This window comes from Mesorhizobium sp. WSM4841 (assembly GCF_055811515.1).
The window spans coordinates 40,833-62,918 of record NZ_JBVVQC010000017.1 but is presented as its reverse complement, the minus strand read 5'-3'; the positions used below and the strand labels follow the sequence as shown (position 1 = coordinate 62,918).

Below are 22,086 nucleotides of genomic sequence, written 5' to 3'. Positions count from 1 at the left end.
GATTAACCGGCGCCCAGGCCGACACGTTATTCACAGCCAAAGCGAATAGAGGCTGGAATCACGATCCCATATCCGCCAATGAGGGAGATATTCTTTCAGACGGCGCCGACGGAGACGGGATTTGAGGGGTGATCGAATATTCGAATCCGAGGTCAAGGCCGTCAGCTGGCGATTCGACAGGGAGATGTCGTCGCAGTCCCTGAGCCCGCTCTCTTTTTGGGCGGCGCCGAACATAGTAATTCCCTGATGCAGGTAGCGGCGGCAAGCGTCCCGGCGGAGGATCCCAAGCGCCGCGTCCTGAAGGACGTGTTCGGCTTCGACGATTTTCGTCCCGGCCAGGACGCTGTGACGGAGGCGCTGCTGGCCGGGCGTCATGTGCTGGCTATCATGCCGACCGGCGCTGGCAAATCGCTCTGCTATCAGGTCCCGGCGCTGGTCTTGGGCGGGCTCACCATTGTCGTTTCGCCGCTGGTGGCGCTGATGCAGGACCAGGTCGCCGCATTGCGTCTTGCCGGCGTGGCCGCCGATACGATCAATTCCTCGCTCGACCGCGATGCCAATGTCGCCGCATGGCGCCGCGTTGCGGCAGGCCAGACGCGCCTGCTCTATCTTGCGCCGGAGCGGCTCATGACCGCGCGGATGCTCGAGGCGCTGGCCAGGCTCGATATCCGGCTGATCGCTGTCGACGAGGCGCATTGCATCTCCCAATGGGGCCCGGCGTTCCGGCGCGAATATGAAGAGTTGTCGCGGCTGCGCGACATTTTCCCTGATGTGCCGATCATCGCGCTGACGGCGACAGCGGACGAGGCGACGCGCACCGACATCGCCGCGCAGCTGTTCGCCGGGCGCGTCGAAACCCTGGTGCTGGGTTTCGACCGGCCGAACATCAAGCTTGGCATCGAGGCCAAGCAGGACAGCAAGCGCCAATTGCTGGGCTTCGTGCAGCGTCATGCCGGCCGCAGCGGGATCGTCTATTGCCTGTCGCGCAAGAAGACGGAAGAGATGGCGGCGTTCCTCGAGAAGAACGGCGTGCGCGCCCTGGCCTATCATGCCGGCATGAGCAAGGACGCGCGTGAAGCGAATCAAAACGCATTCATGACCTTGTCCGGCGTCGTGATGGTGGCGACGATTGCCTTCGGCATGGGGATCGACAAGCCTGACGTCGCCTATGTCTTCCACACCGACCTGCCGGGCAGCCTCGAAGCCTATTATCAGGAAATCGGCCGCGCGGGCCGCGACGGGCGGGCTGCCGAGGCACATATGCTCTTCGGTCTCGGCGATATCCGCATGCGGCGGCTTTTCATCGACGACGAGGACGCGCCGGCGGAGCATAAACGGCGCGCGCATGGCCGGCTCGATACGCTGATCGGCTATTGCGAAACGGCCCAGTGCCGTCGCCAGATCCTGCTTGGCTACTTCGGCGAATCAGCAATGCCTTGCGGCAATTGCGACAACTGCCTTGACCAGACGCCGCATGCGGATGGCGAGGCGGAGGCACGGATCGTCTTCGCTGCCATCGCACAAACCGGCGAGCGCTTCGGTGCTGCCCAAATCGTCGATGTTCTGCTCGGCCATGAAACCGAGAAGGTCCTGGCCAGGAACCACCACAGACTTGCCAGCTTCGGGACCGGTGTGGCGCACAAGAAGAATGTCTGGCTGTCCCTGGTCCGCCAGCTCGTCGCGGGAGGGTTTCTGACATTGGACTCAGGCGGCCATGGCGGCCTCGCCATCGCCGAAAAGGGCCGTGAGCTGGCCTGCGGCGAGGTCCCGTTCCGGTATCGCGTAGAGGCGCCGCGGCACGCATCGCGTGGCAAGACACGTCCCACCCCGGACGTTGCCGCGGGCACGCAAGACCTGGATGCCGCGCTTTTGGCCACGCTCAAGTCGGTACGACTGCGACTCGCCCGGGAGCGCCAGGTGCCGGCCTTCGTGATTTTCTCCGATCGTACATTGATCGATATGGCCGAACGCTGCCCGCGCGACCTCGACGCCTTTGCCGCGGTCAACGGCGTCGGCGCCGCCAAGCTCAGGGAATTCGGCGAGATATTCCTTGGCGCAATCGCTGCGCACCAATCCGGTGTGTCGGTCTGAGGTTGTCCATTACGCTGACGATGGACCGTGCGGGATGAAGTGTCCTTTTATGGCCCACGAATCCACCTGTCGGGCATCAGTTCTTACCGAGCTCGCCTGTCCAACGATCTCGCCCTGCCCAGTACGGGCAGTTCGGGCAAGTGCCGCCTTCCGGATAGTCGATTCCCTCCTCGTGCGGACAGCCGAGAATTCCGTCCACCATCGCTACGGAATGCACCCCATGCCCGCGCAACAACGCGGCGATCTCGGCGAAGATCGTATCGCTCCTCCGAACGTCGCCGGTTTCGACAAACCAGCGACGCAGGATCGTCGCCTCGGATTGAGGGGCGGGGACGATACCCACCGCCACCTTCGTGGCGCGGAGGTTATCGGGGCCATAGAAGGCGATGGTGCCGACGGGGTAACTGCGCACGCCCAGCTTGGCCTTCTTGGCGATCCATTTTCTTGCCCGCTGGTCCGGTTTCATGCTTGCTGCTCTCCCGTGAATCGGCAGAATATCGCTATCCGCATATGAGATAAATCAGCGACGCAAGGGTGGATCAAGGCCGGTGACCAAGAGGAAACAATGGGTCATCGCGGCGCATGCCGGAAGGCTGGCCGTGGCCGACGAGCGGGAAAAACAAGCAATCGTCGCGGCCTGCGAGACGTTGATCCGTGACGTCCTGAAACCTCGGGTCCTGCCCCAGATCCGACCGACCGAATGGAATTACATGGTCGATATCCTCGGCTTCTGGGCAGCTGGTCGATACCGCTTCATCCAGCGCTACCGGTCGGGCATGGAACACAATCGCGGCGAGGAGTTCAACGCGGCTTTCGCCAGAATCGATCGCGTGGGGCCAGATCAATTCGATATCTACTGGATGCGGCTCACGGGTAAATGGTGGCGGCTTTACGCCGGCGAGACGCTCGTCGAGGCGCTTCGCATTCTCGAAACGGACGGTATTCTGCATCCAGTCTGAATCGCTATCGCCGGCCTGCTTGCGGTGTCGGTGTCGGCCATTACAGAGCCAAGCGAAAGCGGTCATGAGCGAATACCAGTATTACGAGTTTCAGGCGGTCGACCGTCCGCTCGGCGAAGCGGATCGCCGGGTCTTGCGCGATTTGTCGACACGAGCGCGGATCACCGCCACGAGCTTCACGAATTCCTACGAGTGGGGCGACTTCAAAGGCGACCCGGTCCAGTTGATGGAGCGCTGGTTCGATCTCCATCTCTATCTGGCCAATTGGGGCACGTACCGCCTGATGATCCGTCTGCCGAAGCGGCTGGTCGATCGGCGGCGTCTCGACGGATTTCTCCACTCGGTCGATTGCGTCGATGTCACGACAGCGGGTGAAAATTGGATCGTCGACATCCTGTGCGAGGAACTGGAGCTCGAGGACTATTGGGACGACGAATCGGGCTGGCTCGCAGCGCTGGCGCCGCTGCGCGCCGACGTGCTTGGCGGCGACCTGAGGCTTTTCTATCTGCTGTGGCTGATGGCGGTCGAGGCCGGTTCTATCGAGCCGGACGAGGCGGAGCCGTTGCCGGGGATCGGCCCGATGACTGGCGCGCTCGACGCATTCGCGCGGTTCTTCCGTCTCGATGCCGATCTCGTCGAGGCGGCGGCCGAACGTCCCGCCGGCACGACGGCGGGGGACCCATTGTCATCGGATGTCATCCGTCGTTCCGTTGCCGATTTGCCTGATCATGAAAAAACGACGCTGCTTGCTCGACTGGCCGAGGGCGATCCGCATGTGGGAAACGAGCTTCGGGCGCTCGTTCGGGATCGCCAGGCGTTGCAAGCCTCGGCGGCTCGACCTGCCGTCGCTCCGCGCTCGGCCGGCGAATTGCGCGCCCGTGCCGATGCGATCCGCGAGGCTCGCGAGCGCGAGCAAAGCGAGCGGCGGGAGGCTGAAAGGAAACGGCGGGAGGCGGAAGAGCTAAGCGCTCGCCGCGCCCGGCTCGATGCGATCATGCGGCGCGGCGAAACCGTATGGCGCGAGGTGGAGACCGAAATCGACCGCCGCAACGCTTCCGGCTACGATACGGCCGCCGGTCTTCTGCTCGACCTCAAGGCGATTGCCGAGGAGCGGGGGACGATTGGCGACTTCGCCCGCCGGCTGCAGGCGATCCGCGAACGGCATATCCGAAAGGGGCGCTTCATCGAACGGCTGAAGCCAATAGGATAACATGGCACGCAATAGCAGCAAGTCACAGCCGTTGTCGTAGCCCGGTGCGGGCTTTCCGATGAGGACTGGTCAAAGCTCGCCCTCTGCAATAGGTTACATGTAACCACTAGCAGGGAGAATCGTTCATGGCCTCGGCATCGAAGCCTAAGTCCTCGGGCATGAAGGTGCGGGAACATCGTGAACGTCTGCGCCGGCAAGGTCTGCGTCCGATACAGATCTGGGTGCCGGACGTGCGTGCGCCGGGCTTCCGTTCGGAAGCGCATCGCCAGTCACTAGCGGTCGCGGCAAGCGCCCATGCACGCGAGGATCAGGCGTTCATCGACGCGATATCGGATTGGGGTGATGAATGAAGCGTGGCGATATCTGGACGGTCGCCGGCGGCAAGGATTACGCCGGCAAACCGCGTCCTGTCGTCATCATCCAGGATGACAGTTTCGATGCGACGGATTCGATCACCATCTGCGGCTGCACGACCGACGAGACGGACGCGCCATTGTTCCGTCTGGCCATCGAACCGAACGAGCGGAACGGGCTGCTCGCCGTCTGCCGACTGATGGTGGACAAGATCACCACGGTCCCGAAATCCAAGATCGGCGCAAATATCGGACGGTTAGACGACGCGGACATCCTGCGCCTCAACCAGGCCGTTCTCGTTTTCCTCGGTTTGGCCGTGTCGCCGAGACTGAAGCCGTGACGGTGAGGATAATCGAATTCACGGAGCCGTCGAGCCTCGGCTCCAATGCCATGTCCTGCGAAATCGATCATTTTCGGCCTTCGGCAGCAGGCTCTCACGCCGGCGCCGCAATCAGCACCTGCTTCGTCTCACCGCTGCAATCGCAGCCTGCTGCTGCCGCAAGCGTTCGATTCTCGCGCTCTGGCGGGCAGTGACGGTAGAGGCGACACGCCGGGCGCCCCATAGCCAGTCCGGAATACTGGTTTTCGCGACTTTGCCCCGAGTGATCGCTGTCGCTGACATCTCCTTGGCGACTTCGCCCATGGCCACGTTGAGTTCGACGCAGCTCATCTTGTCGTATTTTGCGGCGTCAAAGGATGCGTGGAAGGGCGATGCGCAACCTCCGACAAGGACGAGGCTGCATATCAAAGGCGTGGCTGTAAAAATGGCTTTCATTCTTTTATCAAGCAGATTTGGCGCCGGACGGGCGAATACCACAGAGATACTCGATCCCAAGCGTTCCCGAGGTACTACTGCATAATTGAAGCATGTGAAGCTCTACAACACTCTGCCCTGGGCGTCATTCCCCTCATTATCGTCGAAGAATTTCGAGAGAACCGCTGCGGTCTGGCGAGGGTGCTCTTCTGGAAAGAAGTGCCCGCCTGGAACGGGTCTTCCTTCAACTCTGTCGGCCCATTTCCTCCAGATAGCCAGCGGTCCGCCTTCCCCGGCATACCAAGTCTCGAGGCCGCCTTCGCTACTCCAAAGTGCCAGCAGCGGACACTCAATGCGACCACCTTTTGCCTGGTCCGCCGCGTCATGTTCACGATCGATCGTCGCAGCGGCCCGATACTCTTCGCAAATCGCATGAACATGAACGGGATCGCGAAGCGCCTCGACATAGGCGTCCCTGACCTCTGCAGAGAATGTTTCTGCCGGCGACCCCCACTGCGCAATCGCATTGTCGACGATGGCATCAGGCGCTGCGCCTATCAGTCGCTCCGGCAGCGGCTCCGGTTGCGCAAGAAGGCTCCAGGGCCAGAAGGCGAGAGCCAGTCTGGCATCCGCCCTATCCCACGCGGCGGCGGTGGGGATGACGTCGAGGACGGCGACTTTGGAGATTTCATCGGGATGGTCGAGTGCCAGACGATAGGCGACCCGCCCGCCACGATCATGTCCGGCAACCATGAACTGCTCAAACCCCAGCTGCTTCATGACTTGAACTATGTCGCCGGCCATGGCGCGCTTGGCGTATGGGCTATGATCGGCAGAGGAGACCGGGCAGCCGCTTTGCCCATAGCCTCGAAGATCGGCGGCAATCACCGTAAAGTTGGGCGCCAAGGCCACGGCGATATCCCTCCACATCAGATGCGTTTCGGGAAAACCATGAAGCAGCAGCAGCGGCGGACCGGTTCCGCCGACCCTTGCGAAAATGGTCGTGTCGTCCAGTTGCAAGCTGGTCGCTGTGAAACCTGCAAACACGGTTCGTCTCCCTCGGCGTGCCCAAAGGCGACAACGCACAAGGTGCCAGAAGGATCACGTCAGCGGCCGTGTCTGGAGTCGAGGCGATCCGCGAATTCTCCTCAATGGCCGAATACGGAAGGTGGGCCACTGATATTTCGATCGGCGCACCCCACATGAGCGCGAAGAGTATCGCCTAGGGATTTGCCATGATGATTTCGCGTTCGAGCCGGTTTGCAGTTTTGTTTGCAGGACTGTTCCTGGCATTCTCCATGGTCACGGCCGATTACGCTGAGGCGCGGCGTGGCGGCAGCTTCGGCAGTCGCGGCACGCGCACTTTCCAGTCGGTCCCGCCGACCAGGACTGCGCCACAGCCGGCCGCGCCGGTCGAGCGCTCGATGACGCCCAACACCGTAACGAACAGTGCGGCCCGCCAGACGCCGGCATCCCAGAGGCCAGGGTTCTTCAACGGCCTCGGCGGTTCGATGATGCGCGGGCTGTTGCTCGGCGGTCTGATAGGACTTCTTTTGGGCCAAGGGTTCGGCGGCTTGGCCGGCATATTAGGGCTGCTGCTTCAAGGGCTGCTGATCGGCGGCGCGATCATGCTGATCATCCGCTTTTTCCGGTCGCAATCGGCACGCAACCAGGCGCCCGCCATGGCCGGTGTTCCGCGGAGCATGGGGAACTTTGGGCGAAACGCGGCAGCCCAGCCTGACGCCGACAACGTCTCGTCTTTCCCCATTCCAGGCATTGGGTCTGGATTTGGCCGGACAGCTCCAGCGTCCGATGAAATTACGATGACGCAGGCCGACCTCGACATATTCCAGCAGCGGCTGACGGAGGTTCAGGAAGCGTTCGGGCGCGAAGATCACGCTGGCTTGCGCCGGCTGGCGACCCCCGAGATGGTGTCATACTTGTCCGAGGAGCTTGCCGACAATGCCAAAAACGGCGTCAGGAACGAGGTCTCGAACGTCAGCCTGTTGGAGGCCGATATTGCGGAGAGCTGGCGGGAAGACGATCGCGACTACGCGACGGCTGCCTTGCGCTACGAGTCTCATGACGTCATGCGCGATCGCGCCAGCGGCAAGATCGTCGCCGGCGAAGCCGATCGGCCGACGGAAACAACCGAACTGTGGACCTTCACGCGCCAGAACGGCGGCGACTGGAAGCTCGCGGCAATACAGCAGCCCTAACTGAGACATGGCAACCTCGGCCGGTCACGTCCTCTTGCGAGCCATGATGTACAGACGGTTGTCGTCGCCCTCGTTGCCTGGCTTTCAGTGGCAAGAACGTCGAAGCCCGCGGCATCGATAGTTACTCGCGATGGCGCAGCGCGTCGACCAAGGCAACGAAAGCAGGTGAGGATTGCCGGCGGCTCGGATAATAGAGATGGTAGCCATCCCAATATGGCGACCAACCTTCCAGAACCCGGGCCAGCCGACCTTTCGCGATGTGAGGAAGGGCAATTTCTTCTGGAACATAGCCAAGGCCGCGGCCGGCGAGCGCAGCGTCCAGGACATGAAAGATGTTATTGAAGACGAGCTGTCCATCGACGCGAATCTTGATCTCGCGGCCGTTCTCCTCGAACTCCCACACATAAAGAGCCCGGACGTTGGAAAACGGTAATTGATGCAATTGTGCTGCACGAGATCCTGCGGCTTCTCCGGCTCGGGATGCTCGGCAAAGTAGGACTTTTCGCCGACGACCGCGAACCGGAAATCCGGTCCGATGCGAGCGGAGATCATGTCTTTCGCAAGCTGCTCGCCCATGCGGATCCCGGCGTCATAGCGCTCCGTCACGATGTCGGTGAGGCCGTTGTCGAGCAGGAGCTCGACCCTGATGTCGGGATATTTTGGGAGAAAGCGTTTCAACTTGGGCCAAAGGACGCTGCTGATAGCATAGTCAGGCGCTGAGAGCCGGATGGTTCCGGCGGGCTTTTCTCTCAATTCGTTCAGGGCATCGACCTCGACTTCGATCTGGTCAAAGTGAGGCCCAATTCGCTGCAAAAGCCTCTCTCCCGCTTCCGTGGGGGCCACCGCGCGCGTCGTGCGTGTGAGCAGGCGAACGCCAAGGCGAGCTTCGAGTTGACGGATAGTGTGGCTTAGCGCCGATTGCGATATGCCGAACCGGGCTGCGGCGCGCGTAAAGCTACGCTCCCGAGCAACAGCAAGGAACGCAAGCAGATCGTTGACATTCTGCCGCGGCACTCATGAATCCTTCTGATAGCCAGAACTCGATTATACCGAATAAATCGAAAGCGAATACGGAGACCTGATTTTGCGGCAGCTCATGCAATTCGCGCCGCTCGCCCGGCAACCAGCTACGAGCGGGTTGCGCAGGTTCAGTCGGCGCGTTCAACTCGGACAGTGACGGGACCGGGACGATCAAAGATCGAGACATCGCCAGTGACCTGCCCGAGCACAATGATGCCAAGTGCCGGAACGCGACCGCTCCGATAGTAGATCACGAAATGATCGGAACTCCACAACCCAAGCGTGCCGACGGAGAAGTCGCGCTGCCGCGCCAGCTCCGGCAAGGCGGAAGGCAGATTGCCGGTCTTTTCCTGGCGGAGATGGTCGGACATCTCGATCGTGAGCGGCAGCATCTGCGCCAGAGATTTTGCGGCTTCGTTATCGGCGAGATCGGCTGTGACCTCGCCCCAATCCGAAGAAATGCGAATGCGCTCTTGAGCCATGGCAGGTCCAACCATTCCTAGTGCGACAACAGCGGAGCTCAGCAATAATTTCAGCATGCCGTCGTATCTCCGATCGATGCTGATGGAGCCTGCTCTCTCCGGCGCAGGCTCCATCTCGCCGCTCACGCGGAGAGGTGCTGATTGAAGAAGCTGGTCAGCTTGTCGAACGGGATCAGGTCGACGCGATCATAGAGATCGACGTGCCCGGCGCCGGAAACCCACACAAGCTCCTTCGGCTCGGCCGCTCGTTTGTAAGCATCCTCGCTGAACTCGCGGGAGTGAGCCTGATCGCCCGCGATGAACAGCATCGGGCGCGGCGAGATCGTCTCGATGTCGTTGAAGGGATAGAAGTTCAGGAACTTGACATTGCTGGTCAGCGTCGGATGAGTGGTGATCTGCGGGTTTGCACTTGCGGGCGTGAATTCACCCCGCGGCGTGCGGTAGAAGTCATAGAATTCCCGCTGGAGGGGATGGGTGTCGGCGGTCAGCTCATGCACCGTGCCGCTGGTATATTCGACCTCGCCGCCTTCAAATTCGGCCCAGCGCCGCTCGGCAGCTGCAGCAATGGTCTCCTTGCGCTGCTCGACGCTCAGCGAATGATTAAGCGCATTGCGGTTGGCGGCCCCCATGTCGTACATGCTGACGGTCGCGATGGCGCGCATCCGCGGGTCGATCTTGGCCGCGCTGATGACGAAACTGCCGCTGCCGCAGACGCCGATCGCGCCGATGCGGTTTCTGTCGACGAATGGCCGTGTGCCCAGGAAATCGACCGCAGCGCTGAATGCTTCGGCGTAGACGTCAGGCGAAACGATCTGGCGGGCCTCGCCCTCGCTCTCGCCCCAGAACGGCAGGTCGATGGACATGGCGACGAAGCCCTGTTCGGCCATCTTGGTGGCATAAAGATTTGCGCTCTGCTCTTTCACCGCACCCATCGGATGCCCGACGACGAGCGCCGGGTGGCGCACATTGCGATCGAGGTCGTTGGGAATGAACAGATCGCCCGCGACGTTCATCTCGTATTGGCTTTTGAAGGCAATCTTTTCGAGCGTCACCCGATTGCTGGTGTAGAAGTTGTTGGCGCCGTTTGACATGTCTTGAGCCTTTGCGAAGGGGATGTTGAAGAGCGACGCCGCACCTAGCGCGGCGACGCCGGCGCCGGTCAGCTTCAGGAGATCACGCCGGCCAAAGTCGACACTGGACTGCGGTTCCGCCGTGCTCTCGATTCCGATCGGCTTGTTCATGCCTGTCTCCTTTGATCGTCCTGAACTGTCGCAGGCCTGCCGGGCCATGCCCATTCCTCGGCATGCGCGGCAGTGTTGCGAATGTGTAAATAGAATAGCGACGACGGCGGCGATCAATTAGGCGGCAAAATCCGCATGTTGTCATGAAACAGATTCATTAATCGCGGTGCCGCATCGTTCGCAGCTCATTTTGCTCCCACCAACTCGGCCTCGATATCGCCGAAGATTTCCCGGAGGTCACTCGGCTGATACCAGCGCTTGACGTTACACAGCCCGCAACGGACTAGCACGAGCTGCCCAACCTCATGGGCATTGCTGAGCCTCCATGCGCTGCCGCGCTTTCGTCTTCCACCAGTATCGGGCATGGCCAAAAAAATAGGAACTCATTCCTCGGGGAGTCAATTCGCACTTGACTCTTTTGTTCCGTTTTTGTTCACTGTGGCAGGAAGCGATCGGAGCATTCGCCATGAACCACATTGTAACGCTGGACAGCCGCCAGCAAGCCGCCCTTCAGGCAATCGCCGACAAGTTTATTGCCCAGCACAAGGGCGATACGGTGCAGGCGCTCAGGGAAATGATCGTCCTTAACGGCCATCTTCAGGAGCGCCTCGATGCACTCTCGGCACCGCGCCGGGCGACACGGTAGGAGGCACCACTGTGGGCATTATGCATCTGGACCCCGAGGCTAAGGCGGAACTGCACTCCGAAGCCGAGAGACTAATCGCTCGCTACGACAGCCCGCTTGAGACCGTGAAGGCGCTCATGGCCTACAACTGTGAGCTTGAGACCCAGATCGTCGCCCTCGCTCACAGACATCCGGGGTTGGTGCATGTCAGCTACGACGACACACCACCAGTCTTGGGATGACGGCCGTGAGCGCTCACGCGAGGACGATGTTGCCCGATGCATGACCTTATTGCTTTCCTTGAAGCGAACTCGGCGCTGGTGCTGGCGAACCCGGCCGTCTTTGCGACGTTTGCCGTACTTCCTAGTCGGCCGCTACTTGCTGACCGAGCGTATCGCCAATCTGGAAAGCCGAATAGCAAGACGTGACGAGGAAATCGCAGACCTAAAGGGCGAACAGAAAGCTCCAAAGCGGGAACTGTCGATGGTGCCTATAGTCGGTACTGTTGCGACCAGTCCGCGTGAATTGAGCAACTCCGTACGCCAAGTCTCGCCAATGAATAAGCTCGCCTCCTTGGCGGCTGAGCGGCGGTTCAATGAAAGACAATGAGCATGTCAGAGAGCATCCTCCCGCAGCAGAAGGCCCCTAAGCTCATCGTGGTCACTGCCTTCGACCGCGACGAGACCGGCGACCTCCAGCCCGTCTACGGGCCAGCCGAGCAGCAGACCGAGGACCGGGCGATAAGGACCGCGAAAGGCTTGGCGGGGAAACATGCGGGTGTCATCGCGTGGTCGCGTGACGCCAACCCTACTCTTGGCGAATACGGCGAGCCGACTACGCTCTTTGTTGGCGGCGACGTGCCGGACATGGAGTGATGGGTCATAGCTCCGCAGCCGCGCCCGTCAACATCCATTCCTCCTTAGCTGCAGCCCTGAAGGCCTTACGGGCCTCTTGAGCTGTCGCTTGGTCAGCCAGGGCGGCCACGCAGACGCGCACCGCTAGGTTCCACTCAGGTCCACGCTTGATCCACTTCAGGAGATGCTCAGAGGCAGCGCGTGCACGTTGCTGACGTTGTAGGTCATGCCAGGACGTTCACCCCTGACGGGCACCGGAGGGTTGAACCAGAGGATCGCCATTAGTCGATGCCCTTGGCCCGACGCTCCTTGACATCCCTGTTGTTGATCAGATCGAGCATGTCGCCGGCCTCTTCAAATCAGCAAGCCGTCTCAGGACCCCGCCGAGCGTGGCCGGCTGCCCGGTGAACACGTCGACAATCGACCAGAGCCCGTCTGGTTCCTTCTCCATGTCGTACCGCTGGTGTCCCATGAGGGGAGCCTAAGGGAGGCCGGGAAGTATAAATTTCTGAGCGGTTGATCGGATAACAGGCACGCGCGGCGACCCCGGCACCCCTTAGGTCCAGCCCGCAACAAGTCCTTAGGTCTTCCATACGGTGATTGCTGGGCGACCCTGAGGCGTGATCGATGAGTGGCTGACAGGGGAAGACTGAGGTCCTGCCTCGTTGCATGGCGGGGGTTGGGAGGGCTGGACAATTGCGGAACCGTTTCGACCGACAGCGGTTCTACAGTGGATATTATGTCAAACCCAGGAGGCAGATATGACTTTTCGAAGCACGATTGCCGCTACCATCTTTCTCGCTGGAACCGCTCTCGCGACTGCCCAGACTGTCGTGGTCACGCCCGAACAGGAAATCGCAGTCCGAGAATACGTGAAAACCAATCCAGTCGTAGTCGATCGTCCGTCCAACTTTGAACTGATAGTCGGAGCGATCATACCGGATATATTCAAGCCGGGCGAACTTGCCGAAAACACATTGCCGACCAGGTATCAGTACGTCGTAATTGACGGTCGCACCGTGCTGATCGACCCCCAAACCCGCAAGGTTGTGCACATCATCGAAAGGTGACCGTTTGGCTGTACGATAGGGGAGCGATGAACAGGGCTCCCCTACCAGCGAGGCAAAACTTCGGGCGGACCTTTTGCCTCTCGGGTTCGTAGGTCGCCCCAGTACGACCACCCCGTGCCCCTCTGACGCCACCACACACCACCCCTCAGCAACGCCTAGACAGCCTCACTTTGCCAAGGGCGGTCAGTCCTGACGTACACCGGAGGGTTGAACCAATGGAGAGCCATGATAACCTCCTACTCAGGGGAGAGATACACTTTGGCCTCCTTGGCAGCCGCCTCAAAAGCCTTTCGTATCACATGAGGGTCAACCGGATCGCCCTCCAAGGCTGACAGGCAGAGGATCCACGCCTTGTGCCAGCGAGGCCCTCTCCGTGTCCAGGTCTTGAGCTGCTCAAGGGCTCCCCTCGTATTATTGCAGCCATGCCTGCCACCTTCCGTATCAGTCTTCACGAACACCGGAGGGACGAACCAAAGGGTTGCCATGATACCTCCTACTCAGGCGAGAGATATACGCTCGCCTCCTTGGCCGCCGCCTCAAAGGCTTCACGGACCTCTTGGGGGGACACTCTGCCCTCGAATGCGTCAACGCATGATTGGACCGCTTTCTTCCACCTCGGCCCCTTTGTGTCCCACGCCATGAGTTCCTCGGCGGCTCCCTCGACGTGGCTGACCCCATGGCGAATGCCCGGACGGTTCGCCTTCACGTAGACAGGGGGAGAGAACCAGAGAAGACCCATGAGGGGTAAATTAGGGGGTGCTCAAATGTTTGGTAGAAATTTTCGAGGAGGGATCGCCTAGAGTGCCAAGAAGCGATGCGGAGCGCGACTTTGTGATAACTCCCCCCTATGGAGTAGGAGTGGCCCCTGGTGGCCCTTTAAGTTCTCAGCCCCGGGAGGACAGCGCCGGCTCCTCGCCTTCATCGGCTCTTCCACCGAGTGGCCTTGCTTCAGGGCCGACATGACGCCGTGGCATGTGTCTTGCTCTACCACCAGGCTGTAGTGCTCAATGTGACTGCCTTAAGTGCCGGAAAGTCTCACAGTAGCTCCGCCCGGTAGAGGAGGGAGGGGAAGCTATTCCCCAATCAGGCCCTCCACCCAGTCACTCCCAAACGGAACTCCCGCCCCTCCCGCACCATGGCCACCGCGGGCCCGCCCGTCATGCAGCCCAGGGTCTCTCTCCCATCATCATGCCCAAACCGCATTCACTCGGGGCAGCGAAAGCTTGGGGTCTCGCCGCAGGAAGTCCGCAGGGCCAAAAGAGTACGGCATGAGTTGGTGGCATAGGGCGGGACCAGAAGTCCGGTCAGCTCGTCGGGCGCTCCAGGTTGACCAGGAAGTTGCCCTTAGCCTCCGCGCCGTAGTGCATCGCAGCAACCCCTGTCACCGTGAAGACGATGCCCAGAGGAAACACTACCCCGAGCAACACGAAGGCGGTGCCGAATAGCAGCCAAGGGTAGCGCACAAGGAACGGCATGAGACCGACCACGATCAGCAGCTTCATCTGAAGATTCCAGATCGAGCACAGTGCACGGGCGGCCACTGGGACCATCTCATTTATGGAGTCTTCCAGCCCCGCAAAATTGCTGCGTGAGGCTGCACTGCTTTCAACGGGGTCTCCTGCCGGTCGGGCCTCGGCCATGGGCGCGGCGGGCGAGACCAGTGGCGATTCCGGGGCGTTCCCTCTCCCAGGCATTAGCCACCCGATGACGAAGCCAATGGGGCCGAAGACAAGTGCACCGCTCACAGCGCTGCCCAAGGCCGCAACGCCCGTGCTGAGGCCGATGGCGTAGCCGATCCCCCCGAAGATAAGACCGCGCGTGAGCCGACCTTGTGTGTAGCGTGGGGCGGGGCCACTCATCCGAACGAGAAGGTGAAGGGCTTGCCGCCAAGGGTGCCCGATCCGGTCCCGCGAGTGCCCGTCGAGACAAACGTAAAGGGGCCGCTTTGGCCGTCGCTGCAAGTGAACGTGCCGCTTCCCTCGCGGTTGGTCGTGTAGACAAAGTCTCCTTTGCAGGTGCGACCCTTGTTGCTCACAATGGAGAGCGTTCCGGCTCCGTCGATTTGGCCGGTTGCCGACCCGGTGAAGGTCTCTGACCCGTCGCCTGATTGGCCTCTCACCGGCAGCGTCATCGCGCAACCGCTGATCGTCAGCATTGCCGCCATGGCTACGCAAGCATTCCGCATAAGACTCGCCCCCAAATATGCTGGCAGGAGCTATACATCTAAACCCCCGGTAGGCAATCGCACATCGACTGCCGCGAGGTGGGCCGAGTCGAATACCCAAATAGAGTTGGGGGTGTGGGGAGGCTAACCGGCTCGTCTAAGGGCCGGCACTGTGCTATCTTCAATGGGAGACCTACGCCTACCACGGGGATGGCAAGTCATGGCCAATAAAGACAAGCCCAAGCAGCCTCCGCCCAAGGAAGACCCCAAGCCAATCAATTGGGAGCCCCTCAAGCCCAGGGACGCGCCCGTTGATTGGAATAACCTTCGGCAGGAACACAAAGTGCCGCCGTCCGAGAAGGATTAGTCTAGTCTAGGAAGTAAGAGGCGAGGAGGCCAAACGCTAGCGCCGCTACAGGGGTCAAGGTCGCGCTCAGCTTGGCAAGGCCCAAGTGGTCAGCCTGCCGTTTATTAAGCGCTCGATTCAATGCCTGATTCTCCTCCAGATCGCGCAGATACAGTCGGAAGACCTCTTCTCGCGTCTCGGGCGCTGCGGCGGCCCAGAGCCAAAACTCAGCGCCGCGCCCCGGTAGATTGATCGCTGCCTTTCCAAGCGCCTTGAAGCAATGCCACGACGCGAGGGTGAGTATCAAAACAGAGGCAACGAGGCACCAACCGAGTGGGCCGGGCAGGGTGGACTTTGTAGGGATAGTGGCCGCAACACCAGCAGCGGCAGCTAGCCCAAGGGTGGAGAACAAACTCAACAACGCGAGCGCTTGAGTGTCGGACGCATATATTAGTCCCACGCCAGCTTCGTGCCGGGCACGCGCGTCATCAATGGCTGTGCTCCAATCATCGGGGTGTAGCATGCAAGCACCTGAAATCGGCCCTAGCTTGTGAGGAACACATGACTCCAAAAGAGTACCTCGATCAAGTGGTTCGGCCCAACATTGCCGACCTTGCCCGCGACAACGGCGACCTCCGTCTTGCGCTAAATGCTGTTCACGCCGTGGATGCACTTGCCGCCCACATCTTCTATGGCGCTGGTGGGGCCGCGAAGATCGGCGACAAAGACGATGTGGTCTACCGAGCACGCCTGGCGGGCCAGGATGCGGAATTTGGATTGCTTCGAGATGTCGCGAAGGCAGCAAAGCACGTGGAGCTTGAGCGTGGCACTCCGAGTGTCTCGAAAGCGGAGCAGATATCCAGCAAGGGCCTTGGGTGGGGCGAGGCAAGATTTGGGGAAGGGCGCTATGCCGCAGGCGGTCGTTAAGACAGATGCCGGTCACCACAGGGTCTTGGAGAAAGTTTTGGAAAACGCGGTGACTTTTCTTGAGACCGAGTTGGCAGCGTACGGACTCTAGCTCTGTAATTTGGGGCACCGCCGTGGGGCACCGGCAAATTGGGTCATCCCAGTAAAGTTAACAATATCAAATGGATATGTGGCCTAGGAAAGGCTGGCGGAGAGGGAGGGATTCGAACCCCCGATGGGCTTGCACCCATGCCGCATTTCGAGTGCGGTGCATTCGACCACTCTGCCACCTCTCCGCGGTCATGGTCCGCCGTTGCCGGCGCGGCGCACTAGATAACGGCTGGGCGGACAGGTTACAAGGGCCAATCTGCCTGATATCAGGCTTCTCTCCGGGCCTTATGGCTCGTCCTTCGATCCCTCTGCCGTCTGTGCCAACGCCATCGGCTTGCCTTGGGCAATCCGATGGCTTGCTTTCGGCCGTTTGCCTGTCGGCCGTTTGCCTTGACTCGCGCCGAACCTTCGGTTAGGGACAGCGCGCAATCGGCGTGGAGGGTTCTTCCGCGCCGCTTGTTTTTTGAACCCGCAGACTGACAAAAAGACGGCCGAACCGCCTGAAGCGGTTCATCAAGGCCGACCGAACAGCGAAAGGCAAAAAATGTTCGCAGTCATCAAAACGGGCGGCAAGCAGTATCGCGTCGCCGCCAACGATCTCCTGAAGATCGAAAAAGTCGAAGGCCAGGTCGGCGATATCGTTGAGATCGGCCACGTGCTCGCGCATGGCGAGGGCGAGAATGTCACGTTCGGCGCGCCGTTCGTCGACGGCGCCCTGGTCACCGCCGAAGTCGTCGAACAGCGCAAGAACCGCACGGTCATCGCCTTCAAGAAGCGCCGCCGGCAGAATTCGCGCCGCAAGATCGGCCATCGCCAGCTTTTGACCACCGTGCGGATCGCCGAGATCCTGCTGGATGGTGCCAAGCCGACGAAAAAGGCCGCGGCCAAGACCGAGGCAAAGGCTGCTCCGAAGAAGGAAGCCAAGGCAGAGGCTGCGCCGAACGAAGCAGAGGCCAAGGCAACCGAAACCGCCGCTCCGCTGTTCAAGACGCCGAAGGGCGAGCCGGACGATCTGACCGTGATCAAGGGCATCGGCCCGGTTGCGGCCGGCCAGTTGAACGAGCAGGGCATCACGACCTTCGCCCAGATCGCCAAGCTGTCCGACAAGGATGTCGCCAAGATCGACGAGCATATGCCGTTCAGCGCCGACCAGATCATGGACTGGCGCGAGCAGGCCAAGGAATTGGCGAAGAAGTAAAGCGGCCCGGCGCGATCGTCGCCGGTTCGGACTTGAAACGGAACGCGAACGCGTTCATAAGACCTTTTAAGCGCCCTTGAGGCGCATCGGAGTTAGTTAGATGGCACACAAGAAAGCTGGCGGATCGTCGCGCAATGGTCGCGACTCCCATTCCAAGCGGCTCGGCGTGAAGAAGTTCGGCGGCGAAGCCGTGATTCCGGGCAACATCATTATTCGTCAGCGTGGCACGACGTGGCATCCCGGCACCAATGTCGGCATTGGCACGGATCACACGCTGTTTGCGCTCGAAGCTGGCGCAGTCACCTTCAACAAAAAAGCCAATGGCCGAACCTACGTATCGGTGAACCCGATGACGAAGGCCGCGGAGTAGCCGGTTCCGTACGAGAACACCGGCACCCATCTCGGGAACCGGTGTCTGGCCAAGCCAGGAAATGGATCAGGGGAGATGGGTTTCCATCTCCCCTTTTTCTTGTGCCTGGAGGACTGACATGGTTGCCGAAGCGGAAGACACAGACGGTGAAAGTTACGCGATAGATTGTCCGGTCCTGGTGACCGAGCGGCTGGTCCTGCGGCCGCCGCGCGAAAGCGATATCGAGCAACTGGTGGTGCTCGCCGATAACCGCCGCGTCGCCGAAATGCTGGCCCGCATGCCGCACCCCTATGGCGAGGCCGAGGCACGCGCCTTCCTGGCGATGACGGCATCGCGCCGGGCCGGGATTGCCTATGCCTTGACGCTGGCCGGTACCGAGACGTTCGTGGGTTGCGCCGGGCTCAACACCACCGATCGCGGGCTGGAGCTCGGCTACTGGATCGGCGAGCCCTACTGGAAGCGCGGCTACGCGACGGAGGCCGCACATGCGCTGGTCGATCTCGCCTTCCAGAAGACGGCGATCCAGGTGCTGCATGCCTCGACACGGGTCATCAATCCGGCCTCGCGCCGGGTCATCCACAAATGCGGCTTCCAGTATGCCGGCCAGGGCATGCTGAACTCGATCGTCGCCGGCCAGGTGCCGATCGAGCGCTACCGTCTCGATCGCAAGACCTGGACGAGCCTCAGGAACTGGGTGCATTTTTGACGAACTGCCCTGCAGGGAACTAGCGTATGGGCAGTGCCCCCTCACCCGGGTTGCCAACCGAATTGCGAAGGGCAATTCGGGGCAATCCGACCTCTCCCCGTGGGGAGAGGAGGTCGCCAGCGTTGATGCCGGCCTCTTCTCCCCAGCGGGGAGAAGGTGGCCGCGAAGCGGCCGGATGAGGGGGAATTCTCATATGCGATGCCTGGGCGGCTCCGGTCAAACCATCTCGACCCAGACCGGCAGGTGGTCCGAACCGACTGCTTGCCGGTCGACCCACAGGCGCTTCAGCGATTTGGCGAGCGAGGCGCTGGTGAAGACATAGTCGATGCGCTTGTGGCGGCTGGCGTCGTCAGGCCGCTAGGGTCGACCCAGGTGATGAGATCGGCGCCGGCAAGGCGCAGGGCGACATCGACGGCAAGATCGGCGGTCACAGGCATGCCGAATTCGTGATCCAGGCGGCCGGTGAGTTCGACATATTCCGGCGATCCGGCCAGCATGTTGAAGTCGCCCATGACGACGAAGCCTTCGGGACAAGGCAGGTCCGGCAGGCCGACTTCGGCGACGCCCGACAGCGCGCCGCCCTCGATCGCATAATTCAACAGGCGCTGGCGCAGAAACCGGATCTGGCTGGCGCGTTCGACCGGGCTGCGATGATCGAGATGCGTGGAATAGAAGCGGATGAAACCAAGCGGCGTTTCGATCAGCGCCTCCAGCGCGCCGCGCTGGAAATTCATCACTTCGAAACTGCGGCTGCGCGGCAAGAGGAGATTGCGCGACAGGTGAACGGGCGTTTTCGACAGCACCATGTTGCCGAGCTGGAAGGTGGTTGTGATGGCGCGGCCGTTTTCCAGGCGAGAGCCGACATTGGCCTCGAAATTGCTGCCGTAGACGGCGAAGTATTCGGGCAGCGACTCGCCGAGCTCGGCCACCATGTCGCGGCCGCCATTGTTGGGGTTGTTGCGCGAGACCTCCTGCAGCGCGATCACGTCGGCGCCCCGCACGGCATCAGCGATGCGGCCGACATCGTAGCGGCCGTCGAGGCCGACGCCGTAGTGGATGTTGTAGGTTTCGAGCTTCATTGCGACTTCGGCCATGTTCATAAACAGCCTCGCCCTTCGCCTCACCTTGGTTTAGAGCAGTGCCGAAGGTTTAGAGCAATGCCGCAAGGCCACTAGTAGAAACTCAGCAATCCGATGAAATTTCTCGATCAAGCCAAGGTCTACATCCGCTCCGGCGACGGCGGCGCCGGTTCGGTGTCGTTCCGGCGCGAAAAGTTCATCGAGTTCGGCGGCCCCGACGGCGGCGACGGCGGCCGCGGCGGCGATGTCTGGGTGGAGGCGGTCGATGGGCTGAACACGCTGATCGACTATCGCTATCAGCAGCATTTCAAGGCCAAGACCGGTACGCACGGCATGGGCCGCAACATGACCGGCGCCAAGGGCGCCGACGTCACGCTGAAAGTGCCGGCGGGAACGCAGGTCTTTGCCGAGGACAACGAGACGCTGATCTGCGATCTGACCGTGGTCGGCCAACGCTTCCTGCTTGCCAAGGGCGGCAATGGCGGCTTCGGCAACCAGCATTTCAAGACCTCGACCAACCAGGCGCCGCGCCGCGCCAACCCCGGCCAGCCGGGCGAAGAGCTCAACATCTGGCTCAGGCTCAAGCTGATCGCCGACGCCGGCCTGGTTGGCCTGCCCAATGCCGGCAAGTCGACCTTCCTGGCCGCCGTGACTGCGGCCAAGCCGAAGATTGCCGACTATCCATTCACCACGCTGCATCCGGGCCTCGGTGTGGCCCGCATCGACGGTCGCGAGTTCGTCATCGCCGATGTTCCCGGCCTGATCGAAGGCGCGCATGAAGGCGTCGGCATCGGCGACCGTTTCCTCGGACATGTCGAACGCACGCGCGTCCTTCTGCACCTCGTCTCCGCGCAGGAAGAAAATCCGGGGAAGGCCTACAAGACCGTGCGCACCGAACTCGACGCCTATGGCCACGGGCTGATCGAGAAGGTCGAGATCGTAGCACTTTGCCAGGTCGACACGCTCGATGCCGACGCACGCAGGAAGAAGGTCGCGTCGCTGAAACGCGCCGCCGGCCGCGCGCCGATGCTTTTGTCCGCGGTCACCGGCGAAGGCGTTGAAGCCGTTCTGCGGGCGCTGATGGCGGTCGTGGCCGAGGCGCGCGAAGCTGTCGCCACTCCGGTCGAGACGCGCTGGAGATAGGAATGGCCGCGCAGTCGCTGAGAAAATACCGGCGCATCACCGTCAAGATCGGCTCGGCGCTGCTTGTCGACCGCACGACCGGCCTGAAGCGCGACTGGCTGGCCTCGCTTGCCGACGACATCGCCGTGCTGACCGAAGGTGGCGCCGAGATCCTCGTCGTGTCGTCCGGCGCCATCGCGCTTGGTCGCACGATTTTAGGCCTCGGCAAGCGGGCGCTGAAGCTCGAAGAGAGCCAGGCGGCGGCGGCCGTCGGGCAGATTGCGCTGGCCGGCGCCTGGTCGGATGCGCTCGGCAAGGGCGGCCTGAAATCGGGCCAGATCCTTCTGACGCTCGGCGACACCGAAGAGCGCCGCCGCTATCTCAATGCGCGGGCGACGGTCTCGACGCTGCTCAAGATGAAGGCGGTGCCGGTCATCAACGAGAACGATACGGTGGCGACCTCCGAAATCCGCTATGGCGACAACGATCGGCTGGCGGCGCGCGTCGCCACCATGATGGGCGCCGATCTCTTGGTGCTGCTCTCCGATATTGACGGGCTCTACACGGCGCCGCCGGCGCGCGACCCGCAAGCCCGGTTCATTCCGGTCGTTGACCGCATCACCGCCGAGATCGAGGCGATGGCAGGTGCGGCCGCTTCGGAGCTTTCGCGCGGCGGCATGCGCACCAAGCTCGACGCCGGAAAGATTGCCACCGCCGCCGGCACCGCCATGATCATCACATCAGGCACGAGGTTGTCGCCGCTGATGGCGATCGAGCGTGGCGAGCGGGCGACTTTCTTCCGGCCGAGCGCCAATCCGGTCAAGGGCTACAAGACGTGGATCGCCGGGCAGCTCGAACCGGCTGGCCGGCTGACCGTCGATGCCGGCGCGATCGGCGCGCTGCTGTCGGGCAAGTCGCTGTTGCCGGCCGGCGTCAAGCTGGTCAGCGGCAATTTCTCGCGCGGCGACACGGTGGCGATCCTGTCGCCCGAAGGCCGCGAGATCGCGCGCGGACTGGTTGCCTACGATGCCGCCGATGCCGTAAGGATCGCTGGCTTGAAGACAGCCGAGATCGAAACGGTGCTCGGCTACGAAGCGCGATCGGCGATGATTCACCGCGACGACCTTGTGGTGAGCCATTCCGGTGACCAAGTACGGGCCGCTGACCAAGTACAGGCCGGTGACCAAGTAACCAGCGGAGGATGA

29 protein-coding genes, 1 tRNA gene and 2 pseudogenes are annotated in these 22,086 nt (G+C 61.6%); 16 read left to right on the top strand and 16 right to left on the bottom strand.

Annotation, left to right across the window (positions count from 1 at the left end):
* Positions 1–246: 246 nt before the first annotated feature.
* Positions 247–2,091, top strand: coding sequence for a DNA helicase RecQ (gene recQ, locus AC0L14_RS20345; protein WP_473750542.1), 1,845 nt, complete (start codon positions 247–249; stop codon positions 2,089–2,091).
* 76 nt (positions 2,092–2,167) lie between these two features.
* Here recQ and AC0L14_RS20340 read toward each other — a convergent pair whose 3' ends face one another.
* Positions 2,168–2,557 (bottom strand): hypothetical protein, encoded by a 390-nt coding sequence (locus AC0L14_RS20340; protein WP_473486265.1) that lies wholly within the window; start codon positions 2,555–2,557, stop codon positions 2,168–2,170.
* Positions 2,558–2,639: 82 nt separating this feature from the next.
* Here AC0L14_RS20340 and AC0L14_RS20335 point away from each other — a divergent pair, with 82 nt between their 5' ends.
* From AC0L14_RS20335 to AC0L14_RS20320, 4 genes are all read left to right on the top strand, one after another.
* Positions 2,640–3,050 (top strand): DUF3024 domain-containing protein, encoded by a 411-nt coding sequence (locus AC0L14_RS20335; RefSeq protein WP_473638705.1) that lies wholly within the window; start codon positions 2,640–2,642, stop codon positions 3,048–3,050.
* A gap of 64 nt (positions 3,051–3,114) precedes the next feature.
* A complete protein-coding gene (locus AC0L14_RS20330; RefSeq protein WP_473638704.1) occupies positions 3,115–4,260 on the top strand; it encodes a hypothetical protein in 1,146 nt (381 codons plus the stop codon).
* Between the two features lie 125 nt (positions 4,261–4,385).
* On the top strand, positions 4,386–4,610 hold the full coding sequence (locus AC0L14_RS20325; protein ID WP_165848737.1) for an antitoxin MazE family protein: 225 nt from the start codon (positions 4,386–4,388) through the stop codon (positions 4,608–4,610).
* Positions 4,607–4,954: a type II toxin-antitoxin system PemK/MazF family toxin gene (locus AC0L14_RS20320; RefSeq protein WP_473638703.1), complete on the top strand. Its 348-nt coding sequence runs from the start codon at positions 4,607–4,609 to the stop codon at positions 4,952–4,954. The genes AC0L14_RS20325 and AC0L14_RS20320 overlap by 4 nt, the downstream gene beginning before the upstream one ends.
* Positions 4,955–5,065: 111 nt before the next feature.
* Here AC0L14_RS20320 and AC0L14_RS20315 read toward each other — a convergent pair whose 3' ends face one another.
* Positions 5,066–5,389, bottom strand: a complete 324-nt coding sequence (locus AC0L14_RS20315; RefSeq protein ID WP_473638702.1) for a hypothetical protein — start codon at positions 5,387–5,389, stop codon at positions 5,066–5,068.
* 102 nt (positions 5,390–5,491) lie between these two features.
* Positions 5,492–6,415, bottom strand: coding sequence for an alpha/beta fold hydrolase (locus AC0L14_RS20310; RefSeq protein ID WP_473750540.1), 924 nt, complete (start codon positions 6,413–6,415; stop codon positions 5,492–5,494).
* 191 nt (positions 6,416–6,606) lie between these two features.
* Between AC0L14_RS20310 and AC0L14_RS20305 the strand changes: the two genes are divergently transcribed.
* Positions 6,607–7,587, top strand: a complete 981-nt coding sequence (locus AC0L14_RS20305; RefSeq protein WP_473750570.1) for a Tim44 domain-containing protein — start codon at positions 6,607–6,609, stop codon at positions 7,585–7,587.
* A 121-nt stretch (positions 7,588–7,708) separates the two neighbouring features.
* On the opposite strand, the gene AC0L14_RS20300 is transcribed toward AC0L14_RS20305, so the two are convergent.
* From AC0L14_RS20300 to AC0L14_RS20285, 4 genes and pseudogenes are all read right to left on the bottom strand, one after another.
* A complete protein-coding gene (locus AC0L14_RS20300; protein WP_473750569.1) occupies positions 7,709–8,029 on the bottom strand; it encodes a LysR substrate-binding domain-containing protein in 321 nt (106 codons plus the stop codon).
* 134 nt (positions 8,030–8,163) lie between these two features.
* Positions 8,164–8,601, bottom strand: a pseudogene (locus AC0L14_RS20295) (LysR family transcriptional regulator); the annotation flags it as partial.
* A 134-nt stretch (positions 8,602–8,735) separates the two neighbouring features.
* On the bottom strand, positions 8,736–9,089 hold the full coding sequence (locus AC0L14_RS20290) for a cyclophilin-like fold protein (protein ID WP_473750539.1): 354 nt from the start codon (positions 9,087–9,089) through the stop codon (positions 8,736–8,738).
* Positions 9,090–9,211: 122 nt separating this feature from the next.
* Positions 9,212–10,330, bottom strand: a complete 1,119-nt coding sequence (locus tag AC0L14_RS20285) for an alpha/beta hydrolase (protein WP_473750538.1) — start codon at positions 10,328–10,330, stop codon at positions 9,212–9,214.
* A 466-nt stretch (positions 10,331–10,796) separates the two neighbouring features.
* Here AC0L14_RS20285 and AC0L14_RS20280 point away from each other — a divergent pair, with 466 nt between their 5' ends.
* The 3 genes from AC0L14_RS20280 (at position 10,797) to AC0L14_RS20270 (ending at position 11,830) form a co-directional block, all read left to right on the top strand.
* Complete coding sequence (locus AC0L14_RS20280) at positions 10,797–10,976, top strand: hypothetical protein (RefSeq protein ID WP_473750537.1); 180 nt, start codon at positions 10,797–10,799, stop codon at positions 10,974–10,976.
* An 11-nt stretch (positions 10,977–10,987) separates the two neighbouring features.
* Entirely contained in the window at positions 10,988–11,197 is a 210-nt protein-coding gene (locus AC0L14_RS20275; RefSeq protein WP_287381639.1) for a hypothetical protein, read from the top strand.
* A gap of 369 nt (positions 11,198–11,566) precedes the next feature.
* Positions 11,567–11,830 carry a hypothetical protein gene (locus AC0L14_RS20270; protein WP_473750567.1) on the top strand — a complete coding sequence of 88 codons (264 nt, stop codon included), beginning with the start codon at positions 11,567–11,569 and terminating at the stop codon, positions 11,828–11,830.
* A 4-nt stretch (positions 11,831–11,834) separates the two neighbouring features.
* Here the strand turns inward: AC0L14_RS20270 and AC0L14_RS20265 are convergent, their stop codons facing one another.
* Both AC0L14_RS20265 and AC0L14_RS20260 read right to left on the bottom strand, forming a co-directional pair.
* Positions 11,835–11,981: a DUF982 domain-containing protein gene (locus AC0L14_RS20265; RefSeq protein WP_473750566.1), complete on the bottom strand. Its 147-nt coding sequence runs from the start codon at positions 11,979–11,981 to the stop codon at positions 11,835–11,837.
* Positions 11,982–12,137: 156 nt separating this feature from the next.
* Positions 12,138–12,281 (bottom strand): hypothetical protein, encoded by a 144-nt coding sequence (locus AC0L14_RS20260; protein WP_473750535.1) that lies wholly within the window; start codon positions 12,279–12,281, stop codon positions 12,138–12,140.
* Between the two features lie 289 nt (positions 12,282–12,570).
* On the opposite strand from AC0L14_RS20260, the gene AC0L14_RS20255 reads away from it, so the two are divergent.
* A complete protein-coding gene (locus AC0L14_RS20255; RefSeq protein WP_473750534.1) occupies positions 12,571–12,879 on the top strand; it encodes a DUF1236 domain-containing protein in 309 nt (102 codons plus the stop codon).
* Positions 12,880–13,115: 236 nt separating this feature from the next.
* Here the strand turns inward: AC0L14_RS20255 and AC0L14_RS20250 are convergent, their stop codons facing one another.
* The 5 genes from AC0L14_RS20250 to AC0L14_RS20230 form a co-directional block, all read right to left on the bottom strand.
* The gene (locus AC0L14_RS20250; RefSeq protein ID WP_473750533.1) at positions 13,116–13,364 is read right to left on the bottom strand and encodes a DUF982 domain-containing protein; all 249 of its coding nucleotides are present in this window, start codon (positions 13,362–13,364) and stop codon (positions 13,116–13,118) included.
* Between the two features lie 8 nt (positions 13,365–13,372).
* Entirely contained in the window at positions 13,373–13,618 is a 246-nt protein-coding gene (locus AC0L14_RS20245) for a DUF982 domain-containing protein (RefSeq protein WP_473750532.1), read from the bottom strand.
* A 565-nt stretch (positions 13,619–14,183) separates the two neighbouring features.
* Positions 14,184–14,381: a hypothetical protein gene (locus AC0L14_RS20240; RefSeq protein ID WP_473750531.1), complete on the bottom strand. Its 198-nt coding sequence runs from the start codon at positions 14,379–14,381 to the stop codon at positions 14,184–14,186.
* A 353-nt stretch (positions 14,382–14,734) separates the two neighbouring features.
* Positions 14,735–15,043, bottom strand: a complete 309-nt coding sequence (locus AC0L14_RS20235) for a hypothetical protein (protein ID WP_473750530.1) — start codon at positions 15,041–15,043, stop codon at positions 14,735–14,737.
* Between the two features lie 368 nt (positions 15,044–15,411).
* Entirely contained in the window at positions 15,412–15,912 is a 501-nt protein-coding gene (locus AC0L14_RS20230) for a hypothetical protein (protein ID WP_473750529.1), read from the bottom strand.
* Positions 15,913–15,950: 38 nt separating this feature from the next.
* On the opposite strand from AC0L14_RS20230, the gene AC0L14_RS20225 reads away from it, so the two are divergent.
* Positions 15,951–16,316 (top strand): hypothetical protein, encoded by a 366-nt coding sequence (locus AC0L14_RS20225; RefSeq protein WP_473750528.1) that lies wholly within the window; start codon positions 15,951–15,953, stop codon positions 16,314–16,316.
* 185 nt (positions 16,317–16,501) lie between these two features.
* Here the strand turns inward: AC0L14_RS20225 and AC0L14_RS20220 are convergent.
* A tRNA-Ser gene (locus AC0L14_RS20220) sits at positions 16,502–16,591 on the bottom strand.
* A 359-nt stretch (positions 16,592–16,950) separates the two neighbouring features.
* On the opposite strand from AC0L14_RS20220, the gene AC0L14_RS20215 reads away from it, so the two are divergent.
* The 3 genes from AC0L14_RS20215 (at position 16,951) to AC0L14_RS20205 (ending at position 18,680) form a co-directional block, all read left to right on the top strand.
* The gene (locus AC0L14_RS20215) at positions 16,951–17,604 is read left to right on the top strand and encodes a 50S ribosomal protein L21 (protein WP_473750526.1); all 654 of its coding nucleotides are present in this window, start codon (positions 16,951–16,953) and stop codon (positions 17,602–17,604) included.
* 100 nt (positions 17,605–17,704) lie between these two features.
* Positions 17,705–17,974: a 50S ribosomal protein L27 gene (rpmA, locus tag AC0L14_RS20210; protein WP_023678077.1), complete on the top strand. Its 270-nt coding sequence runs from the start codon at positions 17,705–17,707 to the stop codon at positions 17,972–17,974.
* Positions 17,975–18,092: 118 nt separating this feature from the next.
* Complete coding sequence (locus tag AC0L14_RS20205) at positions 18,093–18,680, top strand: GNAT family N-acetyltransferase (RefSeq protein WP_473750525.1); 588 nt, start codon at positions 18,093–18,095, stop codon at positions 18,678–18,680.
* A gap of 216 nt (positions 18,681–18,896) precedes the next feature.
* On the opposite strand, the pseudogene AC0L14_RS20200 reads toward AC0L14_RS20205, so the two are convergent.
* Positions 18,897–19,759 (bottom strand): annotated as a pseudogene (locus tag AC0L14_RS20200) (endonuclease/exonuclease/phosphatase family protein).
* A 114-nt stretch (positions 19,760–19,873) separates the two neighbouring features.
* On the opposite strand from AC0L14_RS20200, the gene obgE reads away from it, so the two are divergent.
* Together obgE and proB are read left to right on the top strand one after the other, a co-directional pair.
* Positions 19,874–20,902 (top strand): GTPase ObgE, encoded by a 1,029-nt coding sequence (gene obgE, locus AC0L14_RS20195; RefSeq protein WP_258121544.1) that lies wholly within the window; start codon positions 19,874–19,876, stop codon positions 20,900–20,902.
* 2 nt (positions 20,903–20,904) lie between these two features.
* Positions 20,905–22,086, top strand: coding sequence for a glutamate 5-kinase (gene proB / locus AC0L14_RS20190; protein ID WP_473750524.1), 1,182 nt, complete (start codon positions 20,905–20,907; stop codon positions 22,084–22,086).